9 protein-coding genes, 14 tRNA genes and 1 rRNA gene are annotated in these 11029 nt (G+C 41.6%); 18 read left to right on the top strand and 6 right to left on the bottom strand.

Features of this window, described 5'->3' with window-relative positions; translation table 11 throughout:
- Positions 1-145 precede the first annotated feature (145 nt).
- The 16 genes from rrf to Q6A92_RS15355 all read left to right on the top strand — a co-directional run bounded on the left by rrf (position 146) and on the right by Q6A92_RS15355 (position 2372).
- A 5S ribosomal RNA gene (rrf, locus tag Q6A92_RS15430) occupies positions 146-262 on the top strand.
- A 118-nt stretch (positions 263-380) separates the two neighbouring features.
- Positions 381-472 (top strand) — tRNA-Ser (locus Q6A92_RS15425).
- Between the two features lie 37 nt (positions 473-509).
- Positions 510-584: transfer RNA gene (locus tag Q6A92_RS15420), tRNA-Glu, on the top strand.
- Positions 585-653: 69 nt separating this feature from the next.
- Positions 654-729 (top strand) — tRNA-Val (locus Q6A92_RS15415).
- Positions 730-750: 21 nt separating this feature from the next.
- Positions 751-827 (top strand) — tRNA-Met (locus tag Q6A92_RS15410).
- Between the two features lie 2 nt (positions 828-829).
- Positions 830-905 (top strand) — tRNA-Asp (locus Q6A92_RS15405).
- A 109-nt stretch (positions 906-1014) separates the two neighbouring features.
- Positions 1015-1090 (top strand) — tRNA-Phe (locus tag Q6A92_RS15400).
- Positions 1091-1099: 9 nt separating this feature from the next.
- A tRNA-Thr gene (locus tag Q6A92_RS15395) sits at positions 1100-1175 on the top strand.
- Positions 1176-1214: 39 nt separating this feature from the next.
- Positions 1215-1296, top strand: a tRNA-Tyr gene (locus tag Q6A92_RS15390).
- Between the two features lie 11 nt (positions 1297-1307).
- A tRNA-Trp gene (locus tag Q6A92_RS15385) sits at positions 1308-1378 on the top strand.
- A gap of 17 nt (positions 1379-1395) precedes the next feature.
- A tRNA-His gene (locus Q6A92_RS15380) sits at positions 1396-1471 on the top strand.
- 6 nt (positions 1472-1477) lie between these two features.
- Positions 1478-1549 (top strand) — tRNA-Gln (locus Q6A92_RS15375).
- A gap of 7 nt (positions 1550-1556) precedes the next feature.
- Positions 1557-1631 (top strand) — tRNA-Gly (locus Q6A92_RS15370).
- A 9-nt stretch (positions 1632-1640) separates the two neighbouring features.
- A tRNA-Cys gene (locus tag Q6A92_RS15365) sits at positions 1641-1714 on the top strand.
- Positions 1715-1739: 25 nt separating this feature from the next.
- Positions 1740-1821 (top strand) — tRNA-Leu (locus Q6A92_RS15360).
- Between the two features lie 392 nt (positions 1822-2213).
- Positions 2214-2372: a hypothetical protein gene (locus tag Q6A92_RS15355; protein ID WP_332238631.1), complete on the top strand. Its 159-nt coding sequence runs from the start codon at positions 2214-2216 to the stop codon at positions 2370-2372.
- A gap of 172 nt (positions 2373-2544) precedes the next feature.
- Here Q6A92_RS15355 and Q6A92_RS15350 read toward each other — a convergent pair whose 3' ends face one another.
- From Q6A92_RS15350 to Q6A92_RS15330, 5 genes are all read right to left on the bottom strand, one after another.
- On the bottom strand, positions 2545-3441 hold the full coding sequence (locus tag Q6A92_RS15350) for a PfkB family carbohydrate kinase (protein ID WP_332238630.1): 897 nt from the start codon (positions 3439-3441) through the stop codon (positions 2545-2547).
- Entirely contained in the window at positions 3434-4804 is a 1371-nt protein-coding gene (locus Q6A92_RS15345; RefSeq protein WP_332238629.1) for a purine-cytosine permease family protein, read from the bottom strand. The genes Q6A92_RS15350 and Q6A92_RS15345 overlap by 8 nt, the downstream gene beginning before the upstream one ends.
- Positions 4805-4833: 29 nt before the next feature.
- A complete protein-coding gene (locus Q6A92_RS15340) occupies positions 4834-5841 on the bottom strand; it encodes an ADP-ribosylglycohydrolase family protein (RefSeq protein WP_332238628.1) in 1008 nt (335 codons plus the stop codon).
- A 19-nt stretch (positions 5842-5860) separates the two neighbouring features.
- Complete coding sequence (locus Q6A92_RS15335; RefSeq protein WP_332238627.1) at positions 5861-6556, bottom strand: GntR family transcriptional regulator; 696 nt, start codon at positions 6554-6556, stop codon at positions 5861-5863.
- Positions 6557-7277: 721 nt separating this feature from the next.
- Positions 7278-7475 (bottom strand): hypothetical protein, encoded by a 198-nt coding sequence (locus tag Q6A92_RS15330; RefSeq protein ID WP_274400434.1) that lies wholly within the window; start codon positions 7473-7475, stop codon positions 7278-7280.
- Between the two features lie 646 nt (positions 7476-8121).
- On the opposite strand from Q6A92_RS15330, the gene Q6A92_RS15325 reads away from it, so the two are divergent.
- Positions 8122-8775 carry a hypothetical protein gene (locus tag Q6A92_RS15325; RefSeq protein ID WP_274400436.1) on the top strand — a complete coding sequence of 218 codons (654 nt, stop codon included), beginning with the start codon at positions 8122-8124 and terminating at the stop codon, positions 8773-8775.
- Positions 8744-9685 carry a nucleotidyl transferase AbiEii/AbiGii toxin family protein gene (locus Q6A92_RS15320; protein WP_332238626.1) on the top strand — a complete coding sequence of 314 codons (942 nt, stop codon included), beginning with the start codon at positions 8744-8746 and terminating at the stop codon, positions 9683-9685. Before Q6A92_RS15325 ends, Q6A92_RS15320 begins: the two co-directional genes overlap by 32 nt.
- Before the next feature lie 372 nt (positions 9686-10057).
- Here Q6A92_RS15320 and Q6A92_RS15315 read toward each other — a convergent pair whose 3' ends face one another.
- Positions 10058-10888: a glycyl-radical enzyme activating protein gene (locus Q6A92_RS15315; protein WP_274400439.1), complete on the bottom strand. Its 831-nt coding sequence runs from the start codon at positions 10886-10888 to the stop codon at positions 10058-10060.
- Positions 10889-11029 lie beyond the last annotated feature (141 nt).

Here is an 11029-nt window from a genome sequence, read left to right as displayed (position 1 = left end):
AGGTGGATAGGTCTGGAGTGGAAGCGCGGCGACGCGTGGAGCGGACAGATACTAATCGGCCGAGGGCTTAACCCGAAACGAATGAATCGAAGACAAGCAGCTATCGCATCCGGTTTTGAAGGAGCCGCCCGGGGAACCGGGCACGTCTGGCGGTCAGAGCGAAGAGGATCCACCCGTTCCCATCCCGAACACGGTCGTTAAGCTCTTCGGCGCCGATGGTAGTGGGGGGCTGTCCCCCCGTGAGAGTAGGTCGCTGCCAGGCAATATTTAATTGATATTGAAATAAATTACTGGGCTTCAATGCAATGTATGAACCGATCAGTCAGCAGCGGCTTTTATTGTTGCGGCATGCTCGCGGAGTTTTTGCTGAGAAGCTTGCTGGAGAGCTGTCCGAGAGGCCGAAGGAGCACGATTGGAAATCGTGTAGACGGTTAAGGCCGTCTCGAGGGTTCGAATCCCTCGCTCTCCGCCATTATTTTTAATAAATAATGTTTTCATTTTTATTCAATGGCCCGTTCGTCAAGTGGTTAAGACACCACCCTTTCACGGTGGGTTCGTGGGTTCGAATCCCGCACGGGTCACCAAATTTTTCTTGATTTTTTGTTTTTCATATAATAAAATATAATGGTGTTTCTAAACAACACTGTTGTTATGGAGGATTAGCTCAGCTGGGAGAGCGTCTGCCTTACAAGCAGAGGGTCATAGGTTCGAACCCTATATCCTCCACCAATTCTTGGTTTTTATTGTTGTCGCGGGGTGGAGCAGTCCGGTAGCTCGTCGGGCTCATAACCCGAAGGCCGCAGGTTCAAATCCTGCCCCCGCAACCAATGGATCCGTGGTGTAGTGGTTAACATGCCTGCCTGTCACGCAGGAGATCGGCGGTTCAAGTCCGCTCGGATCCGCCATTTATTTTTTTATTTAATATGTTTGATATCTAATACTTGAAAATGAAAAGGCTGTTTTATTTATATGTGCTAAGGACATATGGGATGATTGTCAATCAATTTGTTTTATGGCTCGATAGCTCAGTCGGTAGAGCAGAGGACTGAAAATCCTTGTGTCGGTGGTTCGATTCCGCCCCGAGCCACCATTATAGTGTGCCGGTCTAGCTCAATTGGTAGAGCAACTGACTTGTAATCAGTAGGTTGGGGGTTCAAGTCCTCTGACCGGCACCATTTTTCTATGCTGTTATTTATCCTTGACATATAAAATATGGAGGGATAGCGAAGAGGCTAAACGCGACGGACTGTAAATCCGTTCCCTATGGGTTCGAAGGTTCGAATCCTTCTCCCTCCATTACATAATGTAGGGGTATAGTTTAAAGGTAGAACAGAGGTCTCCAAAACCTCTAGTGTGGGTTCAATTCCTACTACCCCTGTTTGCTTTTTTGTTATGGCGGTTATGGTGAAGTGGTTAACACACCGGATTGTGGTTCCGGCATGCGTGGGTTCGATCCCCACTAACCGCCCCATAAAATTGGCCCATAGCCAAGCGGTAAGGCAACGGTTTTTGGTGCCGTCATGCGCTGGTTCGAATCCAGCTGGGCCAGTAATAATGCGGAAGTAGTTCAGTGGTAGAACATCACCTTGCCATGGTGGGGGTCGCGGGTTCGAATCCCGTCTTCCGCTCCAATCATATAAGGCGGCATAGCCAAGCGGTAAGGCACGGGTCTGCAAAACCCTTATCCCCGGTTCGATTCCGGGTGTCGCCTCCATTTTATTTTTTTGACTTTTTTCTGTGCCGGTGTGGCGGAATTGGCAGACGCGCACGACTCAAAATCGTGTTCCGCAAGGAGTGTCGGTTCGACCCCGACCACCGGTATTTTTTGGTCGTTTTTGGTGAAGATATAAACTTTCAAAGAGCTTGTAAATCCTTGATTTAATGGGATTTATGAGCTTTTTTCTTTTTCAGAGAATGCGATAGAAAACGATAGAATCACGAGCCATTTTACACATTTTTTACACAATCCAATAACATCTATTCAAATGCATCAGTTGTTATTTTCCCATTTTGTTTGCCTAGCTCTTTGATGAGCTTTTCTACATACTGATGTATAGCCTGCTCGGTATTGGCATCAAGTGCTGAAGAGGTTCATCCAATAATAGAATCTGTGACGACGCAAAATGCTCTGGCAATGGAGATTCGCTGTCTCTCATCGTCGAATAACCGGCCTCACCAACCATCGTTTCATGCTTTTTGCGGGAGGGGTATTAATGAAATCATCTATCTGCACAATTCTCGCTGCAGCTTTGATTAATGGTCTTAAAAACCACAGGCTCTGCCTGTGTGAAAATGAAGTTTCCAGAATTGTACCAGAAAAAACCTCCTCAGGCGCTATAATGGAGTTCGGCCGTCAACCGAAAACAAAATAGCGAGAGGAGTGGTTGTTTTGACGCTTACTTTGCATTTTACCCCTGACTCAGATGAAAAAAGTAGAATATGATAAGATCCCAATAAAGGGTTATCTTTTATTTGCGGAGCGCTTTTCACTCTCCGGCAATTGCTGAGCATGCACCATGAGAGATGATGATTAAAAGCCGGATTTTATTGTTCAATTGCGCCGCCTCTCTGGGAGACTACTTTTGCAGAAAGGCGATTTGCCAATTGTACAGCTTCAAATGTTGTCATTCCTGCAGCTAAACCGCATAGGAAAGCTCCGCTATGTGAATCTCCTGCACCAATGGTGTCAACAACCTTTACTTTTTCTCCGGAAACAATTCCGCCATTCGCTCCGTCATTAAAATAAGTGCCGTTTGCCCCTAATGTAACCAGTACAATATCATTGGTTTTCTTCTGCAGCCTATTGGCGGCGCTTTCAATATTATCGCATTCCGGTGCCAATAATTTTATTTCATCAGCATTGCAGTGAATGATTGTGTCCCTTGTAAGTAACCTTTGGACTATTGATTTTTCCAAATAGCGAACTCTCGGGCTGGCGTCAAATAGGATTTTGCTCCCTGCCTTTTTCATAGACAGCGCATCCAGAATTACTTCACCGGATTTTCCTTCAAGTTCGTAGCCGGATACATAGAAATAATCATAATCTTTAATATTTATTTGTTCAAACCAATCGGACTGCCACTTTGTTTCAATTCCGGGAATGGTCAGAAATGTGCGTTCTCCGTTTGGTTCCACAAATGATACATCCCATCCATTTTCACCGTCTTGTACATTTAATACAATTGGAATCCGCTTTTTTGTAAACTCTTTTTTTATAATTTCTGCGAAAATTCCATTTCCTACAGGTACGAAAAGCACATTTTTAATGCCTAAACTTTCGACTGCCTGACGGACATTATAAGCGGATCCGCCGACAACAGTTCTCTGCAACTCTCCTGATATATCTTCACCGCTTTTTGGCAGGACGGGTACATTTACGAGTATGTCAATTACAGCTGCGCCAAGAATTAATATCTTTTTTTCTGAAGTAAGTTTATTCATGATTTGACTTCTCCCGGCCAATTGAATTAATAACCCAGAACACGATGATGGCTAGTATCCCGCTTAAAAAAACGCCCAATGAGTTATTTTTAAAAATTCCCTTTGCGAAGGGTCCTGTCCAGACTGCATTATTTGTGAATAAAAAGCCAATAATAACTGCAATGATCCATGAAGAAACACCGCGCCAGTTTACCTGGTTTTTTGAGCCCGATTTCAGGATGTTTACATCGTATGCTCGGCCATTTTCACGGTTAAATACAGAATCGCAGAGAAATATCGCAACCCAGGCTGCTAAACAGATTCCGAGAAAACCAAGGAATAATTGAAAATTAGTGAGAAAATTTTCGGATACAAACAGAATATAGATTGGAATCAATATCACGATTATTCCGTGAAAAGCAAGCGAAGTTTTTTGTGAAACACGGATCCCGATTGTTTTTAAATTAATTCTTGCAGAACGAAGACTCACAATACATTGCGGAACAAGCCCGCCTGCAGCAACGAGAAAGTAAACAACGCCCAGCCATGAAGGCAGTGCATGGTACATAACGTCGATTGGATTGGCAGATGTTCCAAGAGTCGGTTCAACAGAACTTAATAGCACACCTGCAAACATCAGGACGAATAGAGGAATAGCTCCTCCTAAAGTTGTGCTCCAAAACACAGCCCGATTGCTTGCTTTCGGTGTTACATAAGCCCCCCAATCCGCTGCAGCCATGGACCAGCTGATTCCGGAGCCGGCAGCGACGATCGAAACGGCAGGCAGGAAACCGCTTATCCAGTTTCCGCTCGGCATTGTCAATACTTGATGCCAGTTTGTTTCGGTAACAAAAAAAATCATAATAAAGATCGTCAGTATGCCAAAAATGTAGGAAATCCACGTTTGTACTTTTTGCAATGTATCTTCCTGAACCAATCCTGACAGTAGGACGCAAACTGCAAAAATGATGAGTGCAACTGTCGTCGATAATCCGCTTGATTTAATGTGAAGGACACTAAACATTGAGACCAGCAGCAGAGTACCGGTAACAACATTTACAGCCAGCCAGCCTACCATATTGACCCAGGCAATGGCATTCGGAATTTTATTTCCCTGAATCCCGTAGGCTGCCCGTGACATTTTAAAAGTCGTAATTCCAGTTTTTTTGCCGATCGAAGCGACCCATCCGACTATTAGGAAAGAAAATGCCCCTGCTAATGAGGCCAGCGATGCCTGGAAGAAGCTTAAATGATAGCTTACAATTAAGGCCCCGTATACGATTCCCATGATTCCAATATTTGCAGCGAACCAGTTAAAGAACAGGCCCGATGGCTTTACGGTTTGTTCAGATGCCGGTACAATGATTTGCTCTTCATTATCCATCATTTTTTCCCCTCTAATTTTAGAATTTGTTAGTTTGTCATGTTTCTAAAATTCATGATTTGATCGGCATAATAAGAAATGTGATATTGCGGGTTTTTTGAATCAATTAATCCTGTCCATTCTGGAGGTATTAAAGAAAATCCCTGCTTTGCTCCGCAGATAGCTGTTGCCATTGCTCCAATTGTGTCTGTGTCGCCGCCAAGATTGGCACAAAATAAAGCACATTCACGGACATTACGTGTATAATAGGCAATTGAAACCGCGGCCGGAATAGATTCACTAGCCATTGTCCCGGTGCCGATTAGATCGTAAATTGCTTGAGAAAATCCCTCTTCATCGTATTGATACCGCTTGGCGAGTTCTATGCCCAGCTTAGCCCTTTCTTTGCAGGAGGCGTTCCAAGTAGGTGCCCCCAGTTTTTTAGCCTGATCGCCGATTGATAGTGCATATTTAATGATTTCATCCCATGTTTTATCTTCGACGGCTGCACTAACAGCTCCGGCAACTATCGCAGCTCCGGAAATTGCAACGTCTGATGAATGGGTAACTTTTGTAATGTCAAATACCATCTGGACCAATTGGTCGCCATGAAGTGTGTCAAATAGGCTGCCGATCGGCGAAATGCGCATTCCTGCACCATTTGTTTCTGCTTTTTTTGTAATATTAAGCGGATCTCTTCCTTCTTCAATAGCAAGGAGGGCAGCTTTAGAACTTGGTCCCAAGATATTATTCTCGAACGCGCCAATTTCTTTTGCCCATTTTTGGAGATGATTCACAATGATTTGTGTGTCAGGTACGAAATGGTTTTCGATTAAAGCATCTAAAATAACAAAGGCCTGATTTGTATCATCTGTGTATTGCCCCTTTGTAAAATTTAAGGCAATATCGTTTGATTTCGGGCCGTCTAAAAAAGTTGTAATCTTTCCTTTAAAATAATCCTGGATTTTCTGAATCGGCCAAAGTTCTGAGGGCATTCCCATCGCATCACCAATTGCCTGCCCATATAAAGCACCTAAAATTTTGTCTCTTTTATCCATAACGAACACCTTCCAATTTCTATATTCCTGTTACAAGTTTAAAATTAGCGTCATTGCTATAAATGATTTTTACTTGCTCTACCAGAGTTCCACGGTCGGAAAGTACGATTCCTTCTACCATTAACAGCGGCTGAGAATTTTCCATATTAAAAATCCGATTTTCATCTTCGGTCGATAGAAACGCGTGCACGCTTAGGTTCGCGGTACAAGGATAGACATCATAATTTGTCCGAATGGTATCGTAAAGAGAATGAGTTGCAAAATCATTTTTATCCAGATTCGGAAAGTGATGAAGATCCAGCAACGACAGATCGATTGTCATCCAGGTAATGGCCCCATTAATCTTTACTCCCCTTAATCTGTGCAGCTTGAAGATTTTTTTTCCTTTTTGCTGCAGCACCTCCTGTGATAGAACTTTTGTAACGGCATCACCGCCCATTTTTCGGACATAATCTGAAAATCCGCTAAAGGTGAACATATTAATCTTAGGGCTCTTAGCTTTTACAAAGCTGCCTTTTCCATGCACTTTGTAGATAACACCGGATTCCTCCAATTCTTTTAGAGCTTTCTGGATAGTAGAACGGGTAACGTTGTACTTTTTGCTCAGCTGGGCTTCGCTTGGTATCTTATCATGTATGTCATAATTCCTGAAAATATCAGATTGTATATCGTGGCTTATCTGCAAATAAACCGCCTGGACACTGTTAAATTCCATAATACCTCCTCTTGACTACTTGAGTACTCAAGTAGAAAATAGCATGAGAAAAACATTTTGTCAACGCTTACAATGGAAATTACGCATAATTTTAAAGACTTATGTTTGAAAGTTTTTCTCTGTAGCAAGATGTGTTCTGAGGTGAAAAATAAAAATTTATATCATGTCTGCGTTAGTCGGAGTCCTTTGTATATGCATAAAAGGGGTGGTGTTGCGGATGCCATGTTTCAAAGCTTTTATTCAGCCGAGGACAATAGATTTAAGCAGCAAAACTTTAGTATTTGCCTTCTTAAAACAGGCTGTTTCAAGGCGCTAGCCGGATGGATGACGACGAACACTCACTAACGAAACGATATCCGGACAGGATGATAGCGGCCGCAAATGCCTGAGAACAAAAGGAACATTTGCCATGCATGTAAAATGCAATTTTGATGAATGATGATGTTAACGCTATCCATATACCCGCAATGAGGATGATGCATAACGAGGAAAGTCATTTCGTTGAAAACGCCATCCTCATGTTAAACGGAGAGCTGTTAATGCTTAATGCTTTGAAAAAATAAATAATTCTGTAATGGTCATCAGGTAAAAATTCGTCACTTGACCATTCTATCTTAAGCAGTGGTTCCGATCGCTGTTTGTTTGAGACGGGTAAATACGACCATAAATAAAAAGTTTTCCAATCCATTCTTTAGCGGCAGAGCGGGGCTGAAGGGCTTATTTACCCATTGTGATGCATTAAAGTTTCCTCCTTCTTGCGGATTAATTCTTTCAGTTCCATCAGATCTTCCAGGCCGGCATGGTTGCGGATAAAGTTTCTTGCCTGCCGTCTGTACGCATCAATAGTTGCCTTTCTGCGGTTTTTGGCTTCCCAGTTCCTTGAGGCTCTCACCTGGGTATGGCTTGTTTTTCTGACCATGCCTTCATCCGTCCTTATCAATAAAGCGGACAATTAACAAAACAACCCAAGTGCTGCCTGCAAACAGACCAATTACTTTCATGTAAAGCGGGCTAAAATTGGCGGTGAGCAGCCAAACAATTGTAACCAGGATCAGTACAGAATCAATCGATTTTATTCTTTTCATGATGGTCATGTGATTGAGCATAACAAAAGCCGGAAATCTGCTTCCTCTGGGAAATTATGGATGTTTTCGATTGCGTCGCCGCTTTTTGCCTGCTGTTTGATTATCGCAGGGGCGGTCGCTATGGAAATCCAAAAATGGTGAATCAGGTCCGGTGGCCCTTTTGATTTGCTCGATCACGTTTTCCTCACTCCTTTCACATCCCTGCCTTTTTATTTTATAACGTATACGTTACAAAACCAATATTTGTTTTATGTTAAAGCGCAGGATCATTTTATGTTGCTGATCCTTGTAGCTTGAGTGCGAACCTTGGGAACCCAAGTTGTGGACACTTGGTGTAGCTTTTTCAAATAGCTGTTTGATAGTAATCATCAAATTTGTATTTTTACTAGAATTATCCCAGAATTTATTATAATAACAAATTTATAATTAATGTGTATAAAATCGTTATAACAAGTTATACTTTAGGGAGAGGTGTCGGTTATGGATTTTCAAAAATATTTGGAGCGGAATTTCCAATATGAAGAACCTATTCTCACTGAAGAACTCCTGGATAAACTGGATATCAATCCAAATACGATTCGCCAGTATTTGAAAAAAGCAGCAGATAACGGTTTTATTGTTCGTTACGCATTGAAGAATGGCGTTTATTACAGGCCTGATCCAAAGGCAATATTTCGATCTTCCTTAAATCTGTATGATGTCATCAAGAAAAAATATTTATTTGATCTAAATAATAATCGAATTGGCTATATTACCGGTCTATCTTTTGCAAACGAATTAGGGTTGACGGCGCAAAATGCATTGGCTTATGAACTGGTTACGAATAAGGAAAGCATGCATTCCAGAAAGGTTCTTTATGGCAAAACGTACGTTTTTTTGAAAAAACCTAGAGTTATGGTCAATAACGCAAATTATAAGCTTTTACAGGTTTTTGATTTAATCAGCAGCTTCGATCTTTATAGTGAATTCACACTGGATGAATCAATGAAGAAAATGATCGATTATTTAAAGAATGTAAGAATCTCTAAGGAAGATTTTAAAAAGTGTTTGTCATTTTATCCAGAGAAGGATCAGTTAGCCATTTACAGGAGTGACTTGCTTTATGAACTTGCACCAAAGCAACCGGCTTTTTAAAGAACTCATTGATGCTGTATCTGAAGAAAGCGGACTGAAAGGTTCAATTATTGAAAAAGATTATTATGTATCTTTGCTGCTCGGAAAAGTGCAGACGAATTTTCCTGAAATTGTTTTTAAGGGTGGCACGTCATTAAGCAAATGCTATCATTTGATCAATCGTTTTTCTGAAGATATTGATATCAATTTCCAGCAAGATGTCAATAAAACGGGGACAGAAAAACGTAAACTGAAGCAAGCCATAATGAATTCAGCCAACGAAATTGGCATGCATCTGGAAAACGAAGACGATATTAAAAGCAGAAGAGATTTTAACAGGTATCAATTTTCGTACTCAAGTATAACAGAAGCTGATCTTCCAAAAGTTGTTTATGTGGAGACGTATATTTTATTAAAGTCTTTTCCGACTCATAAAATGCAGGTCACAAATTACATTCTTGATTACCTGCTACAGCGGAAACAAACTGCTTTTTTAAAAAAATATGAAATAAATGCATTTGATATACAAGTGCAGGATATTGAGCGCACATTTATCGATAAAATTTTTGCTCTTTGCGATTATGCTATCGATGGAAAGTATAATAGAAATTCTCGTCATCTTTATGATCTATACATGATTTATAAGGCATACAGGCAGCAGTTCACACGAGATTTAATCAGGCCACTATTTATACAAGTAGCTAAAGAACGATCAAAAAGCGAACATGCTCATTCAGCAGTGAAAGGTTTTAGACTACTTGACGCGTGCAAAAAAATAATTAAAGATAATTATTTTAAAACGGACTATGAAGAGACAAGTAATATTCAATTATTTCTACCCGGTGTGGAGAGTGTGAGCTATCAGATGATAATCGGGAACTTTATCGAAATCATTGAATCTGGAATTATTCCTGATGAAATTGATTATTAATCATCCGACTGCCGTTCTTTTGTTGTCAATGATGTTTTAGGCTGTGATTTCAGGGAACTGTACAGTTGCAGGCTATTCATTCTATTTGATACGAATTGATACGAAATGATTATATCTGTTGTGAGAACGCCTTTTTTAAAAATAAATGAATTCATTGATTGCTTCTCATAGAAAAGAATATTAAAAAGTTTTATTTTGTTGCCAAAAGCAACTATTTTATACCCTTTATGTGAGAACGAATGACAAGCGGTCAGTCAGATTGCCGAGAAACCTGATTCATAAGGCCGCCGCCCGCACAACAAATGGACGCAGCAGCATAAATGGCCAACGGCGGAATCTTCTCTATGAATGGCGGTCCGGATTCTTTCGGGCTCAGAACGATCCGTTCAGTTTGACCGCAAGCCCGGCCCTGTTCAGTATTTTTTTATAATCCCGAAGATCTTCCGTGTGCAGTTGCGCGGTATCTTTCATCGCATATTCACGGCCGAGTTCGGCATATTTTTTTAGTCCGTACTGATGAAACGGCAGCAATTCAACCTTTTTGACACCTATTTGATTGAACAGCCGGCCGAATTGGGCAGCATCGGCCAGTGAGTCGTTAAAATGAGGGATGACCGGAATCCTGACCAGAAGATCTTTGCCGGCTTCCAGTGCGATTTGCAGATTCTTAAGAATCAGTTCGTTATAAACGCCGGTGCCTTCATAATGCTTCTGACTGTTCCAATGTTTGACGTCAAAAAACATAAAGTCCATGTACTGAATCAATGCTTTAAATATTTCCGGGCGTGCATAGCCGGATGTTTCACAGGCGAGATGGATTCCCTCTTTTTTAACGGCCTTTGCCAGTTCGATTGCAAACGGGGCCTGATTGAGCACTTCCCCTCCGGAGAAAGTAACGCCGCCTCCGGATTCCTCGTAATAGTCCCGATCCTGCATGATCGTCTTCATGATTTCCGCAACGGTTTTATATTCTCCGACGGTTGTGAAACCGCCGCGAACGTCGTCGCGCATTTGTTCGGAGCAGGCCCTCTGAGATTCGGGATTGGCACACCAGATGCAGCGCAGCGGACAGCCTTTAAAAAAAACGACGGTCCGTATTCCGGGTCCATCATTGATACTGAATTTCTGAATATTGAAGATGAGACCTTTTGGACCGGAACGTGTCCGGTTATTTTTATCCTGCGGAAATGTGTTTCTTTTCAAATAACCCACCTCTTCTTAATTTTAACATAGCAATTTCGTTAGAAACATTAATAAGCTGTGAAAGAAGCAAAACGGCGCGACTGTTTGATCTCTGTATGATAAAATAGTGATATAAAAAACGAAGCAAGGAGAGATCTTCAT

The organism is Sporolactobacillus sp. KGMB 08714 (genome assembly GCF_036598985.1).
GTDB lineage: Bacteria > Bacillota > Bacilli > Bacillales > Sporolactobacillaceae > Sporolactobacillus.
The sequence above is the reverse complement of the archived record's forward strand: the minus strand, read 5'-3'. Positions and strand labels throughout refer to the sequence as shown.